We start from the raw sequence: 23,524 nt of genomic DNA, 5'->3' as shown, positions 1-23,524 counted from the left end.
AATGATTTGGTATTTGGCAACAACAAGGTAACTAAGCAGTAAGGAGTTTTGCAAGATGAATGCAATGAATAAAACGAAAGTTCCAATTCCTGTTTTTTTGTTTATCGGTATTATTGCTATCTCGTTTTCGGCTATTTTTGTTAGATGGTCTGATGCACCTGCTGGAGTCACGGCTATGTATCGTTTGTTGATGACGAATGTCCTTATGCTGCCTTTTCTATGGAGTTATCGGTCAGAGATTACTAGAATTCGTTTGAGAGACTGGCTGCGAACGGCGGCGTCCGGCATCGCGCTGGGCTTGCATTTTTTATTCTGGATGGATTCCCTTCGATTTACGACGGTTGCAAGCTCGACGGCGATTCTCACGTTAGAGCCGATCTTTGTCCTAGTTGGAGCGTTTCTGCTCTATGGGCAACGAACAAGCCGCGCGGCTGTTATGGCGATGTGTGTAGCTATCGTAGGCGCCATTTGTATTGGGTGGGGGGATTTTCAATTTTCAGGTGCAGCATTGAAGGGCGACTTTTTATCCCTCATCGGAACTGTGGCGGTTGCACTACACATGCTCTGGGGCAAAAGCCTGAGAGATCGGATCTCCGCTTTCGTGTACAGCTTCTTTGTTTTCCTGTTCGCGGGGCTTGTACTTGCTGTCACGAATATGATTACGGGAACCTCATTCACAGCTTATCCTGCGAAAGAGTGGGGCGTGTTTTTGCTGCTTGCAATCATCCCAACGGTCTTCGGTCACTATGTTTTTAACTGGCTGCTCAAGTACATGAAAGCTTCATCCGTGTCGATGACTGTCTTGGGTGAGCCGCTGGGCGCGTCTATACTGGCTTATTTTTTACTTGGCGAAAAGATTACCACCATCCAGCTATTGGCGGGATGTCTGTTGTTAGTTGGAGTAGGCTTGTTCTTGCGCAGCAACGAGAAGCAGTAGTTTTAATAGGCATTAATTAAACGAAGGTGAAATACGAGGCTCGGCAGATTTGTTTTTCCACTTGGAGGGATAACGTGAGATTTCGGGATTTTCATCGTAATGTTAAATTAAGAATCGGCCTTTCTTTCCTTTCTGGTACCGCGAATAATATGGTGCTTCCCTTCATGTCCATTTACTTCTCTGGAAAATTAGGTGATACGAGCGCTGGACTTGTTGTCATCCTCGGTATTCTAGCGGGTGTCATCGCGGGTATTGTAGGCGGCTATTATGCTGATCGAATTGGTCGAAAAAAGCTGATGCTTACCGCAGAAATCGGTTGGATGTTCTGCTTTATGGGTATGGCTTTGTCGAATTCGCCATGGTTGTCGTCACCTTGGATGACGTTTGTTCTGATGATTTGCGTAAGCATGTTCTGGGGTGTTCATGGACCCGCCAATGATGCGATGCTGCTTGACGTTACAGCTCCTGATATTCGCAAATACATGTATGCCATTATGTACTGGATGAACAACTTATCTTTTGCGATTGCTGGGATAGCAGGGGCATTCCTATTCAAATCTTACCTATTTGAGCTGTTCATTGGCTTATCGGTAATTGGTTTGATATCGCTAATTATCACCTATTTCTTTATTCATGAGGTCTACCAGCCGAAGCCGCTATCTGATCGTGGAGGAGGAGTTGGGGGCAGCCTTCAAGGAAAGACGTCCATATGGTCCAATTACAAGCTTGTGCTGTACGATAAAACATTCATGATCTTCACACTCGCTTCATTATTGTTGGTCTCAGTTGAGTTTCATCTAGGTAATTATGTCGGTGTCCGATTGGAAAAAGAAATGGTATCGGCTCCGTTCATTCCTTGGATGGCGTCATCCTGGACCGTAGATGGGCTCAAAATGTTAGGTTTTATCCGCACAGAAAATACAGTGCTCGTAGTTGTACTTTCGGTACTCATGGGTGTTTTGATGCGGCGGTTCGCAGATAGCAAAGTGCTGTTTATAGGCTATGCTTGTTACATTTTGGGTTATAGCTATTTAGCTTATAGCAATCAGCCAGGGCTGCTGCTGCTCTCGATGTTCATTGCAACTGTTGGCGAACTGATGTATGTGCCGATTAAGCAAGCTTACTTGGGTAATATTGCCCCTGACCATGCAAGAAGCTCGTATATGGCTCTCTTCGGGATGGTGTACAAAGGAGCAACGCTGCTTGGCGGTTTTGGTGTGATCCTTGGCGGCTGGATGCCATCTTGGTTGATGGCAACGCTCATAGGGATTAGCGGAGTCATTGGTATGGGCATGTTCTACGCCATTCTGGCTCAGCTCGAAGAGCGTAAAGAAAAGGCGGAGAAGAGTCACAGGGAGGCAACGGCAACTGCTGCAGCATCGGCTTCTGGCGTCACGGCTTAAACCATCTATTTCAGGCTAAAAGGGAGCTTCTCGCTGGTACTGGCTGGGTACTGATTGGATGGATTACTTGTAATTAGCGCCGATTCCTCCTGCTATTTTGTTTCATAACCCCGGTTTATTTGAAGTAACTGGAATTTATACTGCTAAAACCACCAATTCTAGCAGATTTCTAGTAGCTACCGACGATTTAGCTGGAGTTTCTACCGTTATTTCATTCCCTGCCACTTAGCAACTCAGAATAGCGGTAGTTATTCCACCTATTTCAGCTGAGGTGGCTAAAAGGGAACATCCCGCTGGCACTGGCTGGGTACGGAGTGGATGGAAAGACAATTAAAAGCTGATAGCACACAAAAAAAGGGGCTGTCCCCCAGGACTTTCAAGTCTTGTTGTGACAACCCCTTTTTACTGTCTTATTTCGTTGCTACGGCAAACTCAGCTTTGATTCTCTGCAGCAGCTCTGGGCTGCTAAGGACTTCGTAAGCTGTGTTAGCTAGCGCTTTGGCTGTGAAAATCATAGCTTCCAGAGCAGGCTCTTGCAGCGCTAGATCGCGGAACTCCTTGGTGTGCAGCATGTGCTTCTCGCCAACGACCTTGACGAAGGGATGAATCGTTGGACATTGAATCGATACGTTACCTAGATCCAGCGAGCCGTGGTCCTTGCCGATTTCTATGTCCTTCGGATCGATTCCCATCTCGTTAAGTTGATCCGAGAATACCTGGGACAACGTTTCGTTTGTGCGCAGCTCGTCATACGAAAATTCGTAGAAGGACGTTTTGAGTGTGCAGCCTGTTTGTAAAGCAGCGCCCTCCGCGCAGTGGAGCACTTTCTGAACGAGCTCATCCGTATAGGTGCGAGTCGCTGATCGGACATAGAACTGAGCGACGGCGTAGTCAGGGATAATGTTAGGGGCCTTGCCGCCTTCGCTAATAATGCCGTGAATACGCGCATCGGATTTGACTTGTTGGCGCAGCGCGTTGATGGAATTGAATAGCTGGAGTACGGCGTCGAGCGCGTTAACACCTTCATACGGCTGCGCAGCAGCATGCGCAGAACGGCCGAAAAATTCATACTGAATCGCATCCATTGCCAGGGATTCACCCGATTTCTCGTAGGTGTAATAAGGATGCGCCATCAAGGCGATATCCACGTCGCGGAAAAGTCCTGCTTCGGCCATGGGCACTTTTGCACCTTTGGTTTCCTCTGCTGGAGTCCCGTAGACACGAATACTGCCGCCTGTTTCTGCAAGAACAGACTTAAGCCCGATGGCTGCGCCTAAGCTCATCATGCAGATTAAATGATGTCCGCAGGCATGACCCAGATCCGGCAAAGCGTCATACTCCGCTAGAAAGCCAACGACAGGTCCTGCTTTCCCGGAATCATAGGTGGCGATAAAAGCAGTTGGAATATCTAATACACCGCGTTCAACCCTAAAGCCGTGATGTTCCAGCTCTTCCGTTAAGCGAGCGGAAGCCTGGAACTCTTCATGTCCAAGCTCCGGATTCGCACCGATAAAGCTGGAAATTGCTTTGAATCTGTCCGCGTTATTGTCAATGGTTTGTGTGATAGTTGATTTCATAAGTGAGAAGGCTCCTTTATCTGTAGATAAGAAAGTATATGTTTTTTACTTGTGCTTCGCACTACCTTGACAAATGCGCTCGTCCTAAGGACGACGGAGTCGTTTATCCTTGTGGTACTTCCTTTTATTGTAGTATAAAGGAGCGCAAACTACCACTTTAAGGAGCTCTGGGTTACAATAAGTGAACGAAGTTCGCATAGAAAAGATCAGCTTGAAGAGAAAATAATGTTGTGGGGGAATTAACTGATGATGAAATATGGCGCAGAGCACGTCGAACACAAATTTACCTTATCTTTTATGGATTCTGAGGTGCGCGGACAATGGCGCGACATTTACCTAAGGATGCAGCTTGAGGCCGGCGAAACGTTTCCAGAGGATCTCATCGATCCATCTATTCTTGTCATTTGTAATTTGGATGGGGACATTGTTCAAATTGTGCTTCATGACGAGGGCTGCGACTGCGAGTTTCAATTCACGTACGCGGAAAAAGCGCAAATCGATAATTTTGTTCAGGGGCATGTAAACGTATAAAAAAACTTGCCGCACATCTGGTGGGAGTGTCCCTTCCCAAACTGGGCGCTGACGCATATACTATCTTACGTCAGGCTTTAGGGAGAGGATAGCATGGAAAAGAAGATTAACTATTTGGCATTTGGCGATTCACTAACCGTTGGTTTTGGTGCACCAGATGGCCGCGGATTCGTATACAGCTTTAAGACGAAGGTAGAACAGTGGCTTAACGTTCCTGTTCAATTAATCCAATCGGGCACGAACGGTGCTACGACTAGCGAATTGCTCCAAACGCTGGAGTCCGATCCGCAAATTCAGAAGGATATCCAAGAAGCGGATATCATAACGATTACAGCTGGCGGTAATGATTTAATCCAAGCGGCAATTCCTTTCTTTTATCAAAATGACCCTGCCTTTCTAAAGTCAGCTCTTCAAACCTACGAATCGAATTACAAAGAGATCATGGTGCAAATAGAAACGCTGCGGCAAGGTATCGAAACCCCATACGTAATTGCTTTGATTGGATTGTATAATCCTTTACCGCAGGTACCTGAATCGGCTTATTGGGTGCAGCGTTTTAACATATTTTTACGTAAATTAGAGCAACCGCATATTCATATCGTTCAGGTGTACGATGCCTTTGTGGGGCAGGATACCCGCTACCTATCCGAGGATGCCATTCATCCGAATGAGGATGGTTATGATGAGCTGGCGCGTCAGGTGGAGAGCGTCGTCTCGCTTCAGCAGCTGCAGCGGCTGATGTCTTAACTAAGACAGGATGACATATCCGAAGATGGAAACGAAATGACAGGCGCTACCGGCGAGTACGAAAATATGCCAAATCGCATGGTGATAGGGGATGCGCCTCCATACATAAAAAATGGAACCGAAAGTGTACAGCAGTCCGCCAACGACAAGCCAGACGATGCCTCCGAAAGGCAGGTTCACGTAAAGCGGCTTAAAGGCAATAACAATGAGCCAACCCATGAGAATATAGCATAGCGTGGAGACGAGGATAAATCGCTTCACAAAAAATATTTTGAGAACGATACCGGCTAAGGCAAGCCCCCAAATCACGCCAAAGAATGTCCACCCCAAAGGACCGCGCAGCGTCACAAGTAAATAGGGGGTATAGGTGCCAGCAATTAAGACATAAATAGCGGAATGATCAAGCACCTCGAAAATATCTTTCAAGCGGGGATGTCTGACGCTGTGCAGCAGGGTTGAGCAGGTGTACAACGTTACGAGCGCTACACCAAACACGCTAAAGCTCACAATATGCCACGCATCGCCATGCAGACAAGCCTGAATAACAAGCAGGATAAGCGCTGCGATGCTTAAGAGGACGCCAATCCCGTGGCTGATGGCATTTGCTTTCTCTTCTTGAACGGAATAGTCCATGTCAATAACCTTCTTTCTTTATTAGCTACAACAACTACCTAATAGATTGGACGATGAGAACATGTTATTACCTTCATTTCAACTAGAAAATAAAATTGCCTTGGTTACAGGAGCGGGCAGAGGGATCGGCAGAGCGCTGGCGATCGGGTTTGCTGAGGCTGGTGCTGATGTTGCCCTTTTTGCGCGTACATCAAGCGATATTGAAGAAGTTGCAGCCGAAATTCGTGCACTAGGCAGACAAGCTTATCCTTTCCAAGTGGATGTCACGAGTAGAGATCAAATTGAAACGGCTGTAGGACAAATCATCCAAAAGGCAGGTAGATTGGACATTCTGATCAACAACGCCGGTATGAATATTCGCAGTCAAGCCCTCGCTGTAACCGATGAAGAATGGGATACCATTATGCAGACGAATCTCAAATCCGCCTTTTTGTGCGCCCAAATTGTTGGCCGTCATATGAAAGAGCAGAAATATGGCAGGATCATCAATATTGCCTCTGTTGCCGGACAGGTTGCCCTACGCACAGGCGTTGTATACGCAGCTACCAAAGCAGCCATGATTCAAATGACGAAGGTGCTTGCGCTAGAGTGGGGAAAATTCGGAATTAACGTGAATAGCATTGGTCCTTGGTATTTTAAAACGCCGCTTACGGAGAAAATATTGGCTAATCCTGATTATTTAGCTGAGATTATTGCACGCACACCACTGCAACGGGTTGGTGAGTTGGAAGAGCTGGTAGGTCCTGCGGTTTTCTTTGCTTCCGATGCAGCGAACTATGTGACGGGTCAGACGTTGTTCGTAGACGGCGGTATGACGATCTATGGTTTCTAATATATAGTTACTTCATTTTGTATGATTGAGCTTTCGTCACATATCCGATATACTGAACACACAACAATCCATAGATTTAATGTGGTTTTTAGTTTGTAGACGGATAGAAAGAAAGATATACATAAGGATAGGGTGGTAGAAAGTAATGTCCCGGGTGCGTATTTTTACAGACAGCACATGTGATTTAAGTGATGACCTCATTCGAAAATATCACATTGAAGTTGTGCCTCTTTATGTTATTTTTGATGATCAATCGTTAAAAGATGGCGTTTCAATCAAGCCTAGCCGGCTTTTTGAGCTTGTAGATGAAAGCGGGAAACTGCCCAAAACAGCAGCGCCTTCTCCGATAGATTTTGAGCGAGCGTTTGAAGGGGTCGTGCAGGCTGGAGATGATGTCGTCTATATCGGACTTTCTTCGGAATTGTCTTCGACGATTCAAAATGCATCTATAGCGGCAGCAAATTTTCCAGATAATAGAGTTACCGTAATAGATTCTAGGACTCTATCGACTGGGATTGGTTTGCTAGTGCTGAAAGCAGCGCATTTGGCCGAGGAAGGTAAGAGCAGCTCGGAAATTAAAACCATGATCGAGTCGTTTCGATCCCATATTGAAGTAGAGTTCATCATTGATACTTTGGAATATTTGCATAAAGGCGGAAGATGTTCGAGCGTCCAGCATTTCCTCGGAAGTCTTTTGAAAATTAGACCTGTTGTGAAAGTGATTGATGGGGCTATGACATTGACGGACAAAGTAAGAGGGAAGCGGGAGAAAGCGCTTCAACAGCTGCTGGATAATGCGCTTGCGCTCAAAGGCAACATGGATAGAGAGTTTCTGTTCATTACTCATGCCATGGCGGCTGAGGAAGCTGCGTATGTCAAAGAACAGATTGAACAACAAACCAATATTAAGCAAGTCTATATCACCGAAACCGGCTGTGTGGTATCCAGTCACTGCGGACCTCGTACGGTTGGAATCGTTTTCGCCAAAAAATAAGAAATGAGTGTACACCATATGACGACTATCAAGATTATCACTGACAGCAGCTGCGACCTCCCCAAACAAATTGTGGACGAACTAGGGATTACAATTGTGCCTTTGTCCGTACATTTCGGAGAGGAGTGCATGCCCCCTCATATGGAGCTTTGTGAATTTTATGCGAGAATGAAAACGGAGAGAGAACTGCCTAAGACATCTAGTCCCTCACCGCTGCATTTTCTCACTGATTATCAGAAAAAAGCTGAGGTCAATCAGGATATTCTTGTGATTTGTCTATCTTCTGCTCTAAGCAGTACGTACAATCATGCACTTATGGCCAAAGAGATGCTTGCTGAGGAAGGTTATCAAGGACGTATTGAAGTCATTGATTCGAAAACAGCTTCATTAGGACTAGGTGTGCTAGCATTTAAAGCCGCCAAAATGGCGGAGAATCATGTTCCTTTTGAGCAAATCGTAGAGACGATAAGATGTTCGATTACTTCTTCGGGGACGTTGTTTTTCTTAGATACATTGGAAAATGTCATTAAAGGTGGACGGCTTGATCGGGTCCGAGGGGCTGTTGCTTCCGTTTTGAATATTAAACTTGTCATGAAAGCCAGCGAAGAAGGCTCGATCGAGGTAATGGATAAAATTCGCGGTACGCAGCAAGCGTTGAAGCGGATGATCGCCAAAGTAGGCGAGGCGGTTCATGACTACGAAAAAGATGTGATTGCCGTCGCGCACAGCAATTGTGAGGAGAGAGCTCGTGAGGTTTTGAACCAACTCCTCCAGAAGCATCCGTTCCGCAATGTGTTATTCGCGAACATGGGGACCGTCATAGGTACGTATGCTGGAGAAGGCGGCGTGCTGATCGCATATTAAAAGAATAAGAAAGACACCTGATTGATTTCTGTAGCTCTATGCCATAGAAGAATCAGGTGTCTTATTTTATTAGGGTGATTCCGTTGTTACAATCTCGGGATCATCTGTGGAGACAAGTGGTGATAATTCGCCAGGGGCCATCAACCACAACTCATGAAGCGCGCGCGTACAGCCTACATATAGCAGCTTGGCATCCATGAGCGTTGCTTCGTAATGTCCAGCGGTTACATCCATCAGCAGAACGGCGTCAAACTCCAGACCTTTGGTCAAATAGACCGGCACGACCGAGATTCCCCCGCGATACACACGCTGTTTGGATGTGATGAGATTTGTTTCAATTCCGGCTTTCGTCAGGACATCATGCAATTCTTCCGCCTGCTTCTCCGTTCGAGCAACAACCGCAATCGTGCTGGATGCTCCTTGCTGTAAAGCCGCGATGGCCTGTTGCAGCAGCGGAATTCTTCCTTTGAGGTCTGTCTGCAAGACCCGGACTTTGTTCCCGCTGCGGAACACAGGGACAGCAAGGAGCGGGTTCTCGACGCCTCGTTGCAGCACCAGATTGGCGAACTGGATGATCTCCATTGTCGACCTGTAGCTACGCTCAAGCTCGAAGTAGCCACCTTGATCTTCTTGAAAGAGACTTGAGAATTCCTTCCAGCCCTTGATGCCTTGATAGGCATGAATGCCTTGTGACAAATCACCTAGAATCGTAAAGGAACTGTTGCGTGTATAGCTATCAAGAACGGCCACCTGAAAAGGTGAAAAATCTTGGGCTTCGTCAATGACGACATGATCGAACAACTGGTCTGACGGAATGCCATATAGACGCGTATGGATATAAAGGAGTGGAGCAAGATCTTCAAGCTGCACTTCTTTTTTCTTGAAAAGCTTAAGCGATGCGCTGACTATGGGCTCAGGGAGCTTATGCAGAAGCTCAGCAGGCAAGCTGTCTGGGCGATTGTTTTCAGCGAACAGCATTTTGTAGAAGCTGAATGCCGTATGCTCCGGCCAACTGGTCAAATAGGTCCGCAACCGCTGCGCGGATTTCTTTTTCAGATCTTTCTTCCGGGTTTGCTCCCAGATTTTGTCGAGCTGCATTTCCATCCAACGCTTGATACGGGCTACGACGCGTTCGCGACGTTTGACGAGGGGATAATGCTTGTTCTCCACGAAGAACCATTCGCGTATGTTAGCTAGCGGCAGCTTAGCCCCTTCCCAGGGGATGAAATCCGCTGTAGGAACATAGGAGGACTCGAACTTCGTTAAGCAGTCATCCATATATTGTTTAAAGTCAATCGAACCTTTATATCTACCTGGCGCATTATCGTCGACTGGTGGTCTCTTGCTCCCTAGAGAGAACCATGTTTGTAGGGTGAGCGCTTGATCCGCTAACTTAACTTCTTGGTCGAGCACATCGAGTGCCCAATCTGTATAAGTGCTTTGCTGAATATTCCCAACACCCAGTTCAGGCAGCACACCTGATATGTAATCGAGGAACATGGAGTTCGGTGCGAAAATAATCATTCGCTCTGCACGAACCTGTTCACGGTATTGATAAAGTAAAAATGCGAGACGATGCAGGGCAACCGTTGTTTTACCGCTACCTGCGACCCCTTGGATAATGAGCGCCGTATTTTTGGCTGCACGGATGATACGATCTTGCTCCGCTTGGATTGTGGAAACGATATCGCGAAGCTTGTTGTCTTTATTTTCCCCTAACCGATAGAGCAAAAATTCGTCGCCAACAGCTAATGAGTCTTCATTGCGGTCATAGGTATCTACGACCCGTTGAAGGATTTGCTTGCGGACAACAAGATTTCGCTTCAAATAGACGAGACCTTCGATGAGACCGTCCGGTGAGTCGTAGGAAGCAGCATCAAGTCCGCCGGTGAATGAGTAGAACAAGCTGGCAACCGGTGCGCGCCAGTCAATAACAAGCAGTTGACCGGTACGTTCGTCTTCTACGCCTGATTTGCCAATATATAGCGGCTGAGAAGAAGTTGTGCCTGACTCTTGGAAGTCTAAACGGCCAAAATAGGGCTCATCAACCGCTTTGACCAAATTGTTTCGCCCATTTTCACGCGCGACCTCTAGCGCTTGCTCGGTTAAATCAGGTCCGTAATATACAGGCGTTGCTCTAAGCCTAGCCAGCTGCTTGTCTATTTCGACATTCGTTTCTTCGAGTCGTTGCAGTTCTTCTTGATAGGCACTTTGAGTCTTTGTGTCCAAGATCAGTTACCTCCTAAGATCAGATGTTGTGTCTATTTTGCGAATAAACAGGTAAACAATATAACACACCTGTCAGGATATGGGAAGCTAAACCGTGTAACGTTATGACATTTGGGGGTGCTGGGAAACAATGCTATAATGGACAAGTAGTTATTCTATCCATGAAGGAGTAGATCGCTGTGTCCATTTATGATATTGAGGTTCAGACCATTACGGGAGAAACGAAGTCACTTTCTGAGTACAAAGGCAAAGCATTACTCATTGTGAATACAGCAAGCGCATGTGGCCTTACGCCCCATTACAAAGGTTTGCAGAGTTTATATGAGCAGTACCAAGAACAAGGTCTCGTTGTTTTAGGATTCCCTTGTAATCAATTTGCCGAGCAAGAGCCAGGAACCAATGAAGAGATTCAAAGCTTTTGCGAGCTGAATTACAATGTTACTTTCCCGATGTTTGCTAAAATTGATGTGAAAGGTGAAAACGCTCATCCTTTATTTACCTATTTGCTAAGCCACACGCCAGAACCTTATCGTACTGGCGATATTGAATGGAACTTCGTGAAATTCCTTGTAGATGCAAACGGAAATGTAATCAAACAGTACAGCGCGAGAACTGAACCTTCTGATATTGCAGCAGATATAGAAGCAGTTATAGCGTAACCTACTTAAGAAAAAAGTTGTTGCAATGCTGACAACCCCTCGCTATAATCAGTAATAATCATTGAAAGTGAAGGAGTCGAATCCATATGAAGAAGACAACTTGGTTCGTACAATTTCATTATTTTTATAGGCGTTAGCACATACCTGAACTTATCAGGGTGGGCTAACGCATTTCGCGTTGGCCTCCCTGCGAGATAGCAATTCGCGCAGGACCATAGGTCCGGCGCGTTTTTTTATCTCGGGAGAAGGGAATAGGTGAAGGTATGGGAAACAGTAATCAAAGGTATGAGAGTCCGCAAGATGAGAGTCGGTTCATGAATCACCTTGAACAAGCCAAAACCAGAGTAATCCTGTTAGCGCCTAAATTTTCAAGGAAAGTGAACGAACGGATCAGTGAACTAACGAACGAACTGCAACTGGTTGGCATTGGGGTAAGGATGGAATGTCTGACTTTCGATTCTGGGAAACATATAGCAAATGAGTTTGGCGCGCGCTTTGTCATTTCGTTAAGTGATGACGGGATTTCGGACAATGAAGTCAGCTTGATGGATTTGCAAGAACACATTGAAGTGAGTATGCCTTGGGAGCGAGCGATTTATGTGATTGAGAAAGTATATCCGCCCGCAAATTTTACATAAAAGAAAACGGAGTGAAGAGGAAGATGGGAATTCAATATGGTTTTATTTATGCGCATCCTGACGATGAGACATTTCTAAGTGGATGTTTAATTCGCAAGTATGCGGATGAAGGCAACGGACCTGCTTTGCTGCTAGCAACGCGGGGAGACGCAGGCCGGCAGGGGCTAGAGAGAGCCGCGGATAAGTCGGAGCTTGCTAGGCTGAGGGAAGAAGAAATGAACGCAGCCGCGGAAGTGTTAGGAATTTCAATTGTGGAACATTTGGGCTTCCCGGACGGTCAATTGGCGAATATTGATTTCGATGAACTAGTCGCAGGAGTTATTTCATTTATTCAGCGTTATGAAGTGGAGAATGTGTTCAGCTTCGCAGAAGATGGCGGGAATGGTCATCCGGATCATGTTACGATTTCCAAAGCTGCGACAGCTGTGGTTTTAAGTGGAAAATGTCCAAGTGTTCGCAGGCTTTACTACGCGGCTTCTGGCATTACTCGGGAGCGAGGGCACGAGCCATCCATTGTAGTTGATACGGAATCGGGATGGTCAGTCAAAGCAGCTGCTTTGAAAGCTCATGCGACCCAGCACGTGGCCATTGCCAAATATTTTGGCGATGTTGAGGTATTTCCAGAGGCGCGAAGATGGGAAGCTTTTGTACTTGGCTGGGAAGATGGTGTTATGTGGCCTGTCATGGCAGGAAAACATTAGGCTGCCATGGTTCAAATCTTAATTAACAACAAATGCCGTTAGTGCATAATGATAAGTAAGTTGCGAAATTTTGGACAAGACGGGTGGGCGTAAATTGAGCATGATCATTAAGGTTGAAGCAGTGCTTATCGCTGATAATCCAGCTACATTTGTAACGAGAGAAATTGAGAGCGTAGAGCTGAAGTTTGGCGGTATAGAAGGCGATCGACATTTTGGTCTATTCGCCAAAGCTGACGTCAGGCAGCCTATGTACAAGAGAGGCACCGAAATCATGAATCGTCGGCAGCTAAGCCTTGTGTCGGTCGAGGAGCTTCAAGGAATCGCAGAGCGGCTAGGGGTAGAAACGATTCGACCTGAGTGGTTGGGAGCGAACATCGTCGTGAGCGGTGCGCCTGAATTAACCATGCTTCCCATGGGTATTCGAATGATGCTTTCAAGCGGCGGCGGGTTAGTATGCGAGGGAGAAAATGAGCCGTGCGGCGGACCTGGTAGAGTGATCGCTACACACTATAACGATAAAAGTCTGACTCAGCTTTTTATCAAAAAAGCGCAGAAGAGCAGAGGCATTGTAGCCTATGTTGAACGTCCCGGCGAAATAAAGCCAGGAGATCATATCGAGATTCATCTTTAATTTTATATGCGATTGCCGAGCTACCCCCAGAAAGAAGCGCCTCGTTTCGAAGTCTATTTCTAGTAGAAATAGCCTGACAGGAGTCGGCTCTGGAAGGTGTGGAGAAATGTCACTTTGCAACTGTGAAGCATGCGGGAAAGTATTCATAACGAAATTTGAAAAACGTTGTAAATCATGTACGCAGCAGCTCATTATCGAGTCGCATAAGGTCAAAGACTTTGTTCGGAGCCATCCGGGTGCCACACTGATTGAGGTCTATCACGAGACGGGCGTATCGCTTAAGACAATCAAAGATTTGATCCAGATCAATGAGTGAGAACGGAAGAGTGCTCGCGATAGCAGAGTGATAGCCGCGCGGTGAGTTGCTGTAATGGGGTCTAGCTAACGAAAATTCCTCGAAGGCTTTGCAATGAAGGAACTGGAGTCCGCTATTTGGAGGAAAACGGCGCTTCCTCGCGAATGGGGGAACTACAGGGTCTAATTTAACCTCCAGGGCATGATTTTCTGGTGAAATTGGCCAAATAGCAGACCGTAGTTCCCATTGCAGGTTGAAAATGTGGCTTTCCAGTGAAATAGCGTACTGTAGTTCCCCAATAGCGATGCTGGAGAACAAAATAGTGGTCAGTTTGGCGCGGTGGAGAACGTCCGCTACGGCAAGAAATTTTTAAAAAAATTCATAAAACAGAAGTGAGCGGACATACTATCTTTGACGGTGAAAGCAGAGAGGTGTCGTGTCAAAGACAATTTACATTTACACCAAGGGAAGTTGTTGTTGAATCCGTATAGAAGCGAGGAGATGTGCCGCAGAAATCATTAATGTGGTCAGGTACTGCAATAGTGTTGATGAGGTAGAGACCGAGCTGAGTAAGGTTCAAAGCATAGTACCATAAATCTATTCACCGTCAATGAGGACTCCGAAAGGGGTCCTCATTATAATTAATGATGACGTAAATATCCCCCGAAAGCCCATGAAGGGCACTCGGGGGATTGTTTGATTTGTCTGGATTCTGCGAATAATCATCGCTTCGCAAACACATCTAACAGCAGCTCATCCTTAACGGGATCCTGCATATCCCAAGCTGTCGCAAAACGCACCTGATGCGAGACGCCGATAATCTCGTATTTTTGCGTGAGATGCTGGCGGGCGGAGCCGATGATCAGGGAATGCAGCCGCAACTGCTTTTTTTGGCCCAGCAGCGCAAGCTGCTGCTGGGTTGCTTTGGAGATCTGGCCAACGCCATCGGTAACCATCACGAAGTCAGCATCGTGAAACTGCGGCTGATGCTGCACGATGTCCATGCCTCTGCTGAGCGGGGCATCGAAGTTCGTGCCGCCGCCGAAGGCAAGCTGCGCAAGGCCATAGAAGCGATCCCAGTCGGGACGCTTATAGGACAGGATGTGCTCGACAAGCTCGCCTTTGGCGCCGAACAGCAGCAGGACGAAGTCCCGCCGCTCGAGAAGCGCGAAGGAGGCGAAGGTCGCGGTAAACAGCTGGGCAAGCCGAAGTTTGCTGCCGCGCATCGAGTGCGATGTGTCGAGCATGCAGATCACGGACCCTTTTTGCGGTTCGGGTGAGGAACCGCTGTAATTATACGTCATGAGCTTATTTTCCATCCATTTGACGAGAAAATAGGGCTCGAAATCTTCGTCCGCAAGCAGACTGGCTTCGCTGGGCAGCAAATGCGCAATGTCTCCGGAGTGCCGCAAATCATCGTAGGACTCAGGTACATACGGCGAGCGCATCTTCTTCCGTTGCACCCGCAGGTGATGGATGTTGCGGCCCACCTCCTGCAAGAAAGCGACCAAATCCTTGCTGCGCTTCAGCTTTTCAATCCACTGCACGTAGTGCTCGAACGTCTGCCTGCGCAGCTTCCCAAGCTCGCTGCCCCAGCGCCGGTTAGCGAGCCGCTGACTCGCCTGCACGAGCTCGTGCACATTAAAGCTGTCCACTTCTTCGAGGGACAGCGTCTCTTTCAAAGACCGCCCGAGCCAGTCGCCCAGCTCGGACTCAAGCTCCAACATCGCGGCGAGGTCGCGGGCGCTCATGCGGTCCATCTGCCGCTTCCGGCGCTCGAGTTCCTCTTCCGCCTTGCGCAGCTTCGCTTTCAGCTTCTCGCGTTTCATGAACTCCGTACGCAGCTCGCCTTGCAATTCCAAAATACGCTGCTTCAGCGCGCGTATCTCTTCAGCAACCAGCGGCCGAGAATCGGAGGTCTCTTGCTTGTCCTCTACAGCGCGTTTTCCTTGCTGCAGGGTATAGCCAACAAGCCTCAGCTTCTCGATTTGCTTGTCGGTGAGCCGTTCGCTGACGCTTTTGTCCTCTTGGCCGCTCATCTGCTGTTTTTTCTCCAAACCGATACCGGTTTGCTGCTGTTCCTTCTGTCGTTTCTTCACTTCTTTCTCGTACGACTCCGTCAGCCACATCAGTGCTTTGAGCGCTGTCTTGAAGGAAGCGTTCACTTGTCCGATTGTGCGCGGATGAATGGAAACATAGAAGTATTGTTTGGTTAAGGTAAGCACCATCCAGCGATGAAAAGGTGTCTCCTCAAAGGCAGCATCGATCTCAGGTTTCGTTAAATAAAAGCACATAAAGAAATCGGCAAACAATTCAAGTGAAAACCAAGGAGCTTGCCGCACCGCTTCGCGCATCCACTCCTGAGCGACGCGGGAAGAATGAACGTAGCCCTCAAACACATACCGATCGACCCGTGTGCATCGTATGATCATAGAGTAACCTCTTAAAGGGTATAGTCGTACACAATTCCCGGAATTTCACGGTCAAACAATGTGCGATATAAGCCTTGAATGGATTGTAAAATGCGTTCACCCTGGATGCGAAGGTGAGTGAATTTAACAGCATACTGCTCGGGATGCTGCAAAAAAATGGACTGCGAGGCAATCCATTCGGGCAGTTTCTTTTCTTTCTCCTGCCAGGTGACAAGTCTGCCTCGCAAACTGCGTGCTGTATCCTCAAGTTCGGTGCGGCACTCTTCCAAGCTGCCCTTTAGACGTTCAGCGGCGTCTTTGGATAAGGAGCCGCCGATTTCTTTTTTAAATTGGAAGGCATGGAGCTCATCTTCCTTGTCCAACCACTTTTTAACTGTTAAGTTGTACTGTTGCAGAGGAAGCTCCTGTTCCATCTCGCGTTTGAGCATATCCTGAAATAACGTATCAAAGACGGCTTTAACTTCCGTTAAATCTTCTGGAAAATCCCACAACATGTGCGGAGTGAGAACAGTGTCCCAAACGCCAACTGCTTTACGCCCATGAATAGCGGCCGAAATTTTCCAAGTGTGTCCAATCTTATTCCAACGACGATCGGAGAGCACGTATTCTTTCTCTTGAAGGGCAGTTTTCAATTGGAAGAGCATGTAGATTAAAGCATCCGGCAATTGTACATCCATAGCTTGTGATCTCAATTGAGTAATGTGCTCAGTTGAAAGCAAAGTGGGAAGAGGCGATCTTGGCGCCTGAAACATCAGCTCGAAACTGGAAATTTGCTTGACATATTCGACCTCAAACCGGAACAAAAAGCGATCGTAAAGTGCAGCTAGCTGCTCATTATCTTCAGGTAATTCATTGGAGGCTGCCATTAAAAATAATAGTGGTGACGGCTGCTTTAGACGCCCATTGAAGAAAACGCGCTCATTTAATATCGATAAGAGTGAGTTAAGAATTGCGCTGTTTGCTTTGAATATTTCATCAAGGAAGGCGAATCGCGCGCTAGGCAGATAGCCTTCCGTGAGGCGACTATACTCATCTTGTTTTAATTTTTGCAAGGAGACTGGGCCGAATAGCTCGTCCGGTGTAGTGAAGCGAGTCAATAAATAGTCGTAATAGGGCTCATTGCCGAATAATTCTGCTGTGGCGCGAGCCAGCTGCGATTTCGCAGAACCGGGAGGTCCGACCAAAAGGACATGTTCCCCGCTCATGATGGCAAGAAGCAAGACTCGGATGAGCTCTTCCCGCTCCATGAACCTTTTCTCGAGATGCCCCATAGCTTCTCTTAACTTGTTCTGTATGACGATGGGATCTTTCATCATGGTTGTCCCCCTTGGCGTATACTTCAGCATTATTGTATCAAACTGCGCTGCAAACATCGAATTTTCAGGACATCCGTTTAAGGAGTCAAACACCTTAGTCTGCTCATTATTCTGCTTTGTATTTGCAGTTCCTTCTGGCGAATGAGAAAATAGGGGCATATGTGGAAAAAAGGAGTGATTTTATGCGAATTGGTGTCATTTCCGATACGCATCTATCTGCGAGGGTACATAAGCTGCCAGATACCTTGGTAGCGGGATTAAAAGGTGTTGATCTGATTCTGCACGCAGGAGATTGGGTGAGTGAGCATGTGGTCGATCTCGTTGAACAAATTGCTCCGTGCGAAGCTGTAGCTGGGAATAATGACGGTCATGAGATCGTAGAGCGGTTTGGTTTGAAAAAAATCGTGACCGCCGGGAAGTATCGTATCGGTCTTATTCACGGTGACGGCTTCCGTAAGACGACAGAGGAAAGAGCCCGGGATGCGTTCCGGGAAGAACAGCCGGATATCGTCATTTTCGGGCATTCCCATATTCCATATAGTCAAACGATTGACGGGATACTGATGTTCAACCCGGGGTCGCCAACGGATAAAAGAAGGCAGCCTCAATATTCATATGGCATCATCGTATTGGGCGATCGTATTAGAGCTCAGCATTATTATTATGAGAGTAAAGCTTAGCCCTTATGAAAAGCTCAGGATTACCCGCCGGAGACCGCTTGGAAAATAGTGAGTCGATCTCCGAGCTGAAGTGGAATATCTAGATCATCCAGCCATGCGATATTCGTATCATTGTAATACAGCAGGACATGCTTTCGGACTTGTCCTGTTTCCGTCCAAAGGTGGACTCGCAGCTTAGGGTAGCTTAATAGGAGCTGATTAAGTGCCTCTTGTAGCGTGAGTGCATCCAATTCAAACTTCACGCGGCCGCCCGTGCAATCGCGCAGCAAGGAGGGGAGACTGACCTTAATTTGCATACTAGTCCTCCAAAATTAACGTTTTCACCGTGAGAATACGAGAAAACTGGCCGGGAAGGCGCTCCCAGTTTTCTCCGCGATCTAACGAGCAGAACACTTCACCAGAAGTAGTGCCAAAGTAAAGACCATATGGATCTAAATTATCAACAGTCATGGCGTCGCGAAGTACACTTACATGGCGTTCCTCTTCCGGCAGCACATCACCAATAGGCTTCCAGCTGTGTTCGCCAGATGCCATGCGGTAGACAATCAGCTTGCCGTCTCGCATCGAGCGCTGTTCGCTGCTTTCCAGTGGAATCAGGAACAAGTCACCAGTTGGCGATATGGCAACAGGGAAACCGAAGGGCATGTCGCCTTCTCGCAGCGTCAGTCCTTCTTCGATCGGGAACCAGGTGTCGCCGCCATCGAGCGATTGGAATACACCGCTATGCTCCTGCATATACAGGACATCTGAATTTTGCGGATGGAGCACCATTTTGTGTACACAATAGCCCACACGCTCATCCGGCTGACCTGTCGGGACGCGGTTCAGACCGTTATTGCAAGGATGCCAGCTAGACCCGCCATCAAGCGTTCGGAAGACACCTACTGCCGAAATGCCAACCCACATTCGCTGGGCATTCCGAGGGTCGACAAGGATAGTATGCAAACACATACCGCCAGCTCCGGGGAACCAATCAGGGCGCGTAGGGTGCTTCGTTAAAGCATCTAATTCCTGCCAGGAAAGTCCGCTATCGCGGCTTACGAAAATACCGGCTTCTTCGACACCCGCGAAGAGGGTTTCGGGCTGAGTAGCGTGGCCTTGGACAATTTGCCATATCCGATTCAAAGAGAAACCGCTTTCATTTGAATACGAAGGACTTTCCTCGATTTGTTCCCATGTTTCGCCTCCATTGTCTGAAATACGAAGCGTGGCGCCATAAGCGGCGTGCGAGGTGCCGACATAAAGTCGATTCCCTTTTCGCGTGTCACCAAGAACACTGTAGGCTTCCCAACCTGGTAGGAATGGTCCTTGCAATGACCAACTTCGTCTCTCCGTCGTAGACGTATAAATAAAAACGCCTTTATTGGTACCCACTAGCAATTGAACTCGCTTAGCCATCGTTTCCCTCCTCATTGATTCCTCTTAGCCTACATTCGACGAATGTTAAATAATTCCTTCTCGCTTTTCGTTCAAGCTTAGGTATTTACCGTGTTAACCGCTAATAGAGATACATACACTGACAATGTTCTAAATTGCGGATGGTGGTGGTAAGTAGGTGCAAACGACGGTAGGCGTCTTACTAGATTTAGAAACGTATAAGGGGATTACAAAGGGAAGAACGGGGAATGAACATATAGCTTTGTATGATAAAGCAGCTAATAAGCACGGACTCAAGCCTTTCTATATGTGTTTAAAGTATGTGAACAGGAAATCAGCTTTGGGTTATTTTTACTCCAATCATAGATATAAGCTTGTCCGTAAGAGCATTCCTCGTGTTACACACAACCGTGCTATAACTCTAACGCCATATTTGAAAAAAAAGTTAAATCTGCTAACACGTTACAGTAATGTTTTTAACAGGCAAAATCGCTATGATAAACATCGCATTCATCAACTCATCCATAAGAATGTACATCTTCGCAAGTATTTGCCGGTGTCGACGAAATACACGAGAAAGCAATTGGAATCAGCTATGTCTAAGTACACATCACTCTTTATCAAACCGACGAATAGCAGTGTGGGGAACGGCATCATGAAAGCTTCAAAGCAAAAAAACGGAGCTTGGAAGCTGCATGGTGTTTTCAGAAAGCCTAAGCTTGTGTCCCTGAGTCGAGCTATACTTTTAATAAATAAAAAAGTTCGTTATCAAAGGTATATGATTCAGGAAGCCATTCCACTTGCGACATACAAGGGCAGGCCTTATGACATAAGGGTGTCTGTGCAGCGAGATGAAAGCGGGCAATGGCAGATCACTGGCATCGTTGGCAAAGTCGCAGCTAGAGGCCGTCATGTAACCAATGTGGCGAAAGGTGGTCAAGTGAAGCGATGTGAGGAACTTTTTAAGTCGAGCGGGTTTCATGCTTCGCAGCTTACGGAGGAATTACATCAAGCATCGCTAGCAATAGCAAAGTATCTAGGCAGTAGTCTGCCCCACATGGCTGATCTTGGACTTGATGTAGGTGTTGATCAAAGTGGAGGCATCAAGTTAATCGAAGTGAACGGAAGAGATCAGCGCTACTCCTTCAGAAAAGCGAAAATGAACGCAACTTTTTATCAAACCTATGAAACTCCTCTGAAGTACGCGAAATTTTTGTTGAAATAACGACAGCACGAAATTACATTCTTGGGATACCGAGAGTGGCTTTCGTGTTGGTTACATGCATTGACTAGACCTAGCATAGACCTAGATAATAAAAAGCATGATCGTGCGTTAGTCCATAATTTCTGGCATCGGCAAAATGGTTGTTCCATTCGTAGGTAAGGGCCGAAGCCCGCATAGAACGGGCAATCTACACAGTGCTGTCCGATGAACCCGTGTCCACGATGATCATTTCATCGATCCAACCTTGCGGGCATGAAATCTTTTGCGTTACGGGGTCAGTGCCATGAGTAAATTGGCTTTTTCTATTATTGTAAAAAAAAAATATAACTTGAACAAATTGGAATTAACTAGTGATGAACCAAATGTTCCATAACGTCACTTCCGGGAGCGACCATAAATATCATTTGACTTAGCTAATAATGATATTAGGGGACGTCTTCCTGATCTGTAGAATTCATAAATTCGACCTTTGCCTTATTGCAGACGTTTATAAAGTGGGATACACTGAGTCGATAGATGAGATCCATTTAGAAAGTATGAGTAAGGAGCGATACTCTTTTGAAGACACTAATTATTGCGGAAAAACCGGACATGGGGCGAAATATAGCCGCCGCAATAGAACCTAAAGCCAAAAATCTTAGGTCCTACCTAGAGGGTGAGCAATACATTATTACCTGGGCAATCGGACATTTAATCGAGTTGGCTGAACCCGATCAATATGATGACAAATATATAAAATGGAACATAAGCCATCTGCCGATCATTCCGGAAGAATTTAAGCTGATTCCCAATCCGCGGACGTATGATCAACTGAAGGTGATTGATGAACTTGCCAAAAAATGTGATCAGCTCGTCAATGCCTGCGATGCGGGGCGAGAGGGGCAGCATATTTTCTCATTGATCCAGAGGCATTTGGGGCTAAAGCAGCCGGTGAAGCGTCTTTGGATTTCTGACTTAACATCCGAAACGATTCGCAATGGTTTTGCAACTTTGAAAGACGGATCCGAATATGAGAACCTGACTCGGGCTGCACGCTCCCGAAGTGAAGCAGATTGGTTAATCGGCATGAATGGCTCACGTGCTTTTACAACGAAGCATAATGTTCTGCTCTCTGTTGGTCGCGTTCAGACGCCAGTCCTTGCCCTCATTTATGATCGCCAGAAACAAATTGAAGCCTTTTCCTCACTCAAGTTTTACGAGCTGGTGGGGTACTTCACACAAGGCGAGACCACATATCGAGGCATGTGGCAGGGCGAACGCTTGACAGACCAACCGAAAGTGGAAGCATTAGCGGCCAAAGTGAAGGGGAAACCGGCACGCATTATTTCATATGAAGTAAAAGAGACGAAGGAATACCCCTTTAAATTATATGATTTGACGCTGCTGCAGCGCGAGGCGAATGGGAAATATGCCTTCTCGGCCAAGAAGACGCTGGATACCGCTCAAGCGCTTTACGAAAAGCATAAGGTCATTTCGTATCCAAGAACGAATTCCAACTATGTCACGGAGCAAAATATTCCGGAAATGCATAAGTCGCTATCGGCTTTGCAAGGCACCGCTTATCATGACCTTGTGCAGGGAGCAAACCGTAATCTGGTGCACAAAAACAATAAAAACATTTGCAACCCGTCCAAGGTTGAAGATCATCATGCGATTCTTCCTACAAATCGTAAAGCTTCTGGACTTACGCCGGACGAGCAGAAATTGTACGATTTGATTGTGAGACGTTTTTTATCGCAATTTTATCCACCTGCCGAATATAAGGTTCACACGGTGATGACCGAGGTTGAGCAAGAGATGTTCAAGACGACTGTCAAAGAACTTCTCCATTTGGGCTGGAAGGTTATTTATGCCGATCAGAAAAAAGAAAAGCCCAAAAGCTCGAAGGGCAAGGAGAAGGAAGAGGAAGAAGACGAAGAGGTAGAAGTCAGCGAGCCTTTTTCAATAGATGCTCAAGGGCAAGTGGTCTGCAGCGACGCTGTCGTCAAAGAGAAAGATACGCAGCCGCCAAAGCATTTCAATGAGGGCACGCTGCTTAAGGCGATGGAAAGCGCAGGCAAGCAGATTGAGGACGAGGAGCTTCGCGATGCGATGAAAGATTCTGGTCTCGGGACGCCAGCGACACGCGCAGCGACGATTGAACGGTTGAAGAAGGTAGGCTATATCGACATGCAGGGTAAGAAGATTGTCCTTACCCAAAAAGGCAGAATGGCCGTCGAATTAATTCGCGGAGCCGGCATCGAGCTGCTCACATCGCCCGAAATGACGGGGCAATGGGAGCGCAGGCTGAATGAAATCTCCCGCGGCACAGCGTCGGACGAGCAGTTTATGCATAATGTCAAAAGGTTTGCAACCTTGATCGTTGACAAAGTACGCGTGCAGCCAAGAGCTTCCAAAACAGCTTTCGAAGGTGAAACGCCAGTTGCCGGGGGGAATAAGCGAGGATCGGCGACACGTGCGGATTCATCAGCTTCTTCAGGCAGCACCAAAACGAAAACAGCGCCTAAGAAATCAGCCGAAGCCAAGAACAGCCCATCAGACGGTGCAAGCACATTTCTGGCTACTTGTCCACGGCCAGGCTGCGGCGGATCTCTTTTTATGGGGCGTAAAGGGTATGGATGTTCTCATTATAAGGAAGGCTGCAAATTTGTTATCTGGAAGGAAAGTTTTGGACGGAATTTGACCGATACTCAGGTGCAAGCACTTGTGAATAAAGGGAAAACGACCAAACTGAAGCTCGTGCTCCCTGACGGGACTGCAGCAGACGGACGTATTGTATTGAAAAATATGGATACGGGGGAGCTTGGCACGGAGACAGTGTAA

22 protein-coding genes are annotated in these 23,524 nt (G+C 47.0%); 15 read left to right on the top strand and 7 right to left on the bottom strand.

What is annotated here, in order from left to right; genetic code table 11:
* Positions 1–55 precede the first annotated feature (55 nt).
* Together AC58UW_RS11310 and AC58UW_RS11305 are read left to right on the top strand one after the other, a co-directional pair.
* Positions 56–937: a DMT family transporter gene (locus AC58UW_RS11310; protein WP_497420770.1), complete on the top strand. Its 882-nt coding sequence runs from the start codon at positions 56–58 to the stop codon at positions 935–937.
* A gap of 74 nt (positions 938–1,011) precedes the next feature.
* The gene (locus AC58UW_RS11305; RefSeq protein ID WP_497420769.1) at positions 1,012–2,340 is read left to right on the top strand and encodes an MFS transporter; all 1,329 of its coding nucleotides are present in this window, start codon (positions 1,012–1,014) and stop codon (positions 2,338–2,340) included.
* A 410-nt stretch (positions 2,341–2,750) separates the two neighbouring features.
* On the opposite strand, the gene AC58UW_RS11300 is transcribed toward AC58UW_RS11305, so the two are convergent.
* Positions 2,751–3,917, bottom strand: a complete 1,167-nt coding sequence (locus AC58UW_RS11300) for a M20 family metallopeptidase (protein ID WP_497420768.1) — start codon at positions 3,915–3,917, stop codon at positions 2,751–2,753.
* A 246-nt stretch (positions 3,918–4,163) separates the two neighbouring features.
* Here AC58UW_RS11300 and AC58UW_RS11295 point away from each other — a divergent pair, with 246 nt between their 5' ends.
* Together AC58UW_RS11295 and AC58UW_RS11290 are read left to right on the top strand one after the other, a co-directional pair.
* Entirely contained in the window at positions 4,164–4,448 is a 285-nt protein-coding gene (locus AC58UW_RS11295) for a hypothetical protein (protein ID WP_497420767.1), read from the top strand.
* A gap of 93 nt (positions 4,449–4,541) precedes the next feature.
* Positions 4,542–5,195, top strand: a complete 654-nt coding sequence (locus tag AC58UW_RS11290; RefSeq protein ID WP_497420766.1) for a GDSL-type esterase/lipase family protein — start codon at positions 4,542–4,544, stop codon at positions 5,193–5,195.
* Here AC58UW_RS11290 and trhA read toward each other — a convergent pair whose 3' ends face one another.
* Positions 5,196–5,828: a PAQR family membrane homeostasis protein TrhA gene (trhA, locus tag AC58UW_RS11285; protein WP_497420765.1), complete on the bottom strand. Its 633-nt coding sequence runs from the start codon at positions 5,826–5,828 to the stop codon at positions 5,196–5,198.
* 61 nt (positions 5,829–5,889) lie between these two features.
* On the opposite strand from trhA, the gene AC58UW_RS11280 reads away from it, so the two are divergent.
* The 3 genes from AC58UW_RS11280 (at position 5,890) to AC58UW_RS11270 (ending at position 8,518) form a co-directional block, all read left to right on the top strand.
* A complete protein-coding gene (locus AC58UW_RS11280) occupies positions 5,890–6,660 on the top strand; it encodes an SDR family NAD(P)-dependent oxidoreductase (RefSeq protein ID WP_497420764.1) in 771 nt (256 codons plus the stop codon).
* 145 nt (positions 6,661–6,805) lie between these two features.
* Positions 6,806–7,654: a DegV family protein gene (locus tag AC58UW_RS11275; protein ID WP_497420763.1), complete on the top strand. Its 849-nt coding sequence runs from the start codon at positions 6,806–6,808 to the stop codon at positions 7,652–7,654.
* Positions 7,655–7,672: 18 nt separating this feature from the next.
* On the top strand, positions 7,673–8,518 hold the full coding sequence (locus AC58UW_RS11270; RefSeq protein ID WP_497420762.1) for a DegV family protein: 846 nt from the start codon (positions 7,673–7,675) through the stop codon (positions 8,516–8,518).
* Between the two features lie 69 nt (positions 8,519–8,587).
* Here AC58UW_RS11270 and AC58UW_RS11265 read toward each other — a convergent pair whose 3' ends face one another.
* Positions 8,588–10,747 carry a HelD family protein gene (locus AC58UW_RS11265; protein WP_497420761.1) on the bottom strand — a complete coding sequence of 720 codons (2,160 nt, stop codon included), beginning with the start codon at positions 10,745–10,747 and terminating at the stop codon, positions 8,588–8,590.
* A 179-nt stretch (positions 10,748–10,926) separates the two neighbouring features.
* Here AC58UW_RS11265 and AC58UW_RS11260 point away from each other — a divergent pair, with 179 nt between their 5' ends.
* The 5 genes from AC58UW_RS11260 to AC58UW_RS11240 all read left to right on the top strand — a co-directional run bounded on the left by AC58UW_RS11260 (position 10,927) and on the right by AC58UW_RS11240 (position 13,692).
* The gene (locus tag AC58UW_RS11260) at positions 10,927–11,406 is read left to right on the top strand and encodes a glutathione peroxidase (RefSeq protein ID WP_497420760.1); all 480 of its coding nucleotides are present in this window, start codon (positions 10,927–10,929) and stop codon (positions 11,404–11,406) included.
* Positions 11,407–11,720: 314 nt separating this feature from the next.
* A complete protein-coding gene (locus AC58UW_RS11255) occupies positions 11,721–12,044 on the top strand; it encodes a hypothetical protein (RefSeq protein WP_497420759.1) in 324 nt (107 codons plus the stop codon).
* Positions 12,045–12,067: 23 nt separating this feature from the next.
* Entirely contained in the window at positions 12,068–12,745 is a 678-nt protein-coding gene (locus AC58UW_RS11250; RefSeq protein ID WP_497420758.1) for a PIG-L deacetylase family protein, read from the top strand.
* Between the two features lie 100 nt (positions 12,746–12,845).
* Positions 12,846–13,376 carry an MOSC domain-containing protein gene (locus tag AC58UW_RS11245; protein ID WP_497421185.1) on the top strand — a complete coding sequence of 177 codons (531 nt, stop codon included), beginning with the start codon at positions 12,846–12,848 and terminating at the stop codon, positions 13,374–13,376.
* 106 nt (positions 13,377–13,482) lie between these two features.
* Complete coding sequence (locus AC58UW_RS11240; protein ID WP_497420757.1) at positions 13,483–13,692, top strand: hypothetical protein; 210 nt, start codon at positions 13,483–13,485, stop codon at positions 13,690–13,692.
* Positions 13,693–14,393: 701 nt separating this feature from the next.
* On the opposite strand, the gene AC58UW_RS11235 is transcribed toward AC58UW_RS11240, so the two are convergent.
* Together AC58UW_RS11235 and AC58UW_RS11230 are read right to left on the bottom strand one after the other, a co-directional pair.
* The gene (locus AC58UW_RS11235; RefSeq protein ID WP_497420756.1) at positions 14,394–16,103 is read right to left on the bottom strand and encodes a vWA domain-containing protein; all 1,710 of its coding nucleotides are present in this window, start codon (positions 16,101–16,103) and stop codon (positions 14,394–14,396) included.
* An 11-nt stretch (positions 16,104–16,114) separates the two neighbouring features.
* Positions 16,115–17,416, bottom strand: a complete 1,302-nt coding sequence (locus tag AC58UW_RS11230; RefSeq protein ID WP_497421184.1) for an AAA family ATPase — start codon at positions 17,414–17,416, stop codon at positions 16,115–16,117.
* Positions 17,417–17,601: 185 nt separating this feature from the next.
* Between AC58UW_RS11230 and AC58UW_RS11225 the strand changes: the two genes are divergently transcribed.
* On the top strand, positions 17,602–18,099 hold the full coding sequence (locus AC58UW_RS11225) for a metallophosphoesterase family protein (protein WP_497420755.1): 498 nt from the start codon (positions 17,602–17,604) through the stop codon (positions 18,097–18,099).
* A gap of 20 nt (positions 18,100–18,119) precedes the next feature.
* Here the strand turns inward: AC58UW_RS11225 and AC58UW_RS11220 are convergent, their stop codons facing one another.
* Together AC58UW_RS11220 and AC58UW_RS11215 are read right to left on the bottom strand one after the other, a co-directional pair.
* A complete protein-coding gene (locus AC58UW_RS11220) occupies positions 18,120–18,395 on the bottom strand; it encodes a MoaD/ThiS family protein (protein WP_497420754.1) in 276 nt (91 codons plus the stop codon).
* 1 nt (position 18,396) lies between these two features.
* Positions 18,397–19,497 carry a WD40/YVTN/BNR-like repeat-containing protein gene (locus AC58UW_RS11215; RefSeq protein ID WP_497420753.1) on the bottom strand — a complete coding sequence of 367 codons (1,101 nt, stop codon included), beginning with the start codon at positions 19,495–19,497 and terminating at the stop codon, positions 18,397–18,399.
* 157 nt (positions 19,498–19,654) lie between these two features.
* Between AC58UW_RS11215 and AC58UW_RS11210 the strand changes: the two genes are divergently transcribed.
* Together AC58UW_RS11210 and AC58UW_RS11205 are read left to right on the top strand one after the other, a co-directional pair.
* Positions 19,655–20,701, top strand: a complete 1,047-nt coding sequence (locus AC58UW_RS11210) for a YheC/YheD family endospore coat-associated protein (protein WP_497420752.1) — start codon at positions 19,655–19,657, stop codon at positions 20,699–20,701.
* Between the two features lie 558 nt (positions 20,702–21,259).
* Positions 21,260–23,524 carry a type IA DNA topoisomerase gene (locus AC58UW_RS11205; protein ID WP_497420751.1) on the top strand — a complete coding sequence of 755 codons (2,265 nt, stop codon included), beginning with the start codon at positions 21,260–21,262 and terminating at the stop codon, positions 23,522–23,524.

The sequence above is a fragment of the Paenibacillus sp. J22R160 genome, from assembly GCF_059692135.1.
The sequence above is the reverse complement of the archived record's forward strand: the minus strand, read 5'-3'. Positions and strand labels throughout refer to the sequence as shown.

Excerpts from the sequence above, each read along its gene's own strand:
- AC58UW_RS11280 (WP_497420764.1), top strand. The coding sequence starts at position 5,890 with ATGTTATTACCTTCATTTCAACTAGAAAATAAAATTGCCTTGGTTACA.
- AC58UW_RS11225 (WP_497420755.1), top strand. The coding sequence starts at position 17,602 with ATGCGAATTGGTGTCATTTCCGATACGCATCTATCTGCGAGGGTACAT.
- AC58UW_RS11290 (WP_497420766.1), top strand. The coding sequence starts at position 4,542 with ATGGAAAAGAAGATTAACTATTTGGCATTTGGCGATTCACTAACCGTT.
- AC58UW_RS11255 (WP_497420759.1), top strand. The coding sequence starts at position 11,721 with ATGAATCACCTTGAACAAGCCAAAACCAGAGTAATCCTGTTAGCGCCT.
- AC58UW_RS11235 (WP_497420756.1), bottom strand. The coding sequence starts at position 16,103 with ATGATCATACGATGCACACGGGTCGATCGGTATGTGTTTGAGGGCTAC.
- AC58UW_RS11295 (WP_497420767.1), top strand. The coding sequence starts at position 4,164 with ATGATGAAATATGGCGCAGAGCACGTCGAACACAAATTTACCTTATCT.
- AC58UW_RS11310 (WP_497420770.1), top strand. The coding sequence starts at position 56 with ATGAATGCAATGAATAAAACGAAAGTTCCAATTCCTGTTTTTTTGTTT.
- AC58UW_RS11220 (WP_497420754.1), bottom strand. The coding sequence starts at position 18,395 with ATGCAAATTAAGGTCAGTCTCCCCTCCTTGCTGCGCGATTGCACGGGC.
- trhA (WP_497420765.1), bottom strand. The coding sequence starts at position 5,828 with ATGGACTATTCCGTTCAAGAAGAGAAAGCAAATGCCATCAGCCACGGG.
- AC58UW_RS11245 (WP_497421185.1), top strand. The coding sequence starts at position 12,846 with ATGATCATTAAGGTTGAAGCAGTGCTTATCGCTGATAATCCAGCTACA.
- AC58UW_RS11240 (WP_497420757.1), top strand. The coding sequence starts at position 13,483 with ATGTCACTTTGCAACTGTGAAGCATGCGGGAAAGTATTCATAACGAAA.
- AC58UW_RS11275 (WP_497420763.1), top strand. The coding sequence starts at position 6,806 with ATGTCCCGGGTGCGTATTTTTACAGACAGCACATGTGATTTAAGTGAT.
- AC58UW_RS11250 (WP_497420758.1), top strand. The coding sequence starts at position 12,068 with ATGGGAATTCAATATGGTTTTATTTATGCGCATCCTGACGATGAGACA.
- AC58UW_RS11230 (WP_497421184.1), bottom strand. The coding sequence starts at position 17,416 with ATGAAAGATCCCATCGTCATACAGAACAAGTTAAGAGAAGCTATGGGG.
- AC58UW_RS11215 (WP_497420753.1), bottom strand. The coding sequence starts at position 19,497 with ATGGCTAAGCGAGTTCAATTGCTAGTGGGTACCAATAAAGGCGTTTTT.
- AC58UW_RS11270 (WP_497420762.1), top strand. The coding sequence starts at position 7,673 with ATGACGACTATCAAGATTATCACTGACAGCAGCTGCGACCTCCCCAAA.
- AC58UW_RS11300 (WP_497420768.1), bottom strand. The coding sequence starts at position 3,917 with ATGAAATCAACTATCACACAAACCATTGACAATAACGCGGACAGATTC.